The sequence below is a fragment of the Mesorhizobium sp. M7A.F.Ca.US.010.02.1.1 genome (assembly GCF_004023085.1).
Classification (GTDB): domain Bacteria; phylum Pseudomonadota; class Alphaproteobacteria; order Rhizobiales; family Rhizobiaceae; genus Mesorhizobium.
This window is the reverse complement of sequence record NZ_RZRV01000154.1, coordinates 1-392: the sequence shown is the minus strand read 5'-3', so window position 1 is coordinate 392 and position 392 is coordinate 1. Positions and strand designations below refer to the sequence as shown.

General features: G+C 62.5%; 1 pseudogene. It reads right to left on the bottom strand.

What is annotated here, in order from left to right:
• Nucleotides 1–87 precede the first annotated feature (87 nt).
• Nucleotides 88–392: pseudogene (locus tag EOA19_RS35150) on the bottom strand (acyltransferase); the annotation flags it as partial.

The following is a 392-nucleotide window of genomic DNA, read 5'->3' as shown; positions in this document are numbered from 1 at the left end:
GGGCGCAAAGACCCTGCTCAAGGGCATCAAGGATTCGATCGGATCCTGAACCCGAACCGGACGCACTGCCGTCACAGCGCCGGGCGGTTAGGCGCTCGACGCCGCAGGCGCCGCGGCGATAGGTCCGCCGCGCCTGAACCTGTTGAACAGGGCGCCGACCATCTGGACCCACCAGTTGTTGAAGGTCATGAGCGGCAACGCCGCGAGGATCGAACCCAGTATGGCGGCGGCGGCGCCGAGTGCGGTGGAACCGCTTGTCAACAAAACCCATGACCCCAATGAGCAGATAACGGGTACATGCACGAGGTAGAGTGGGAAGGACAGCTCGCCCAGAAAACGTGCCACCTTACCCGAGAACCATGATAAAGGCTCATCCACACTCAGCACCGCGT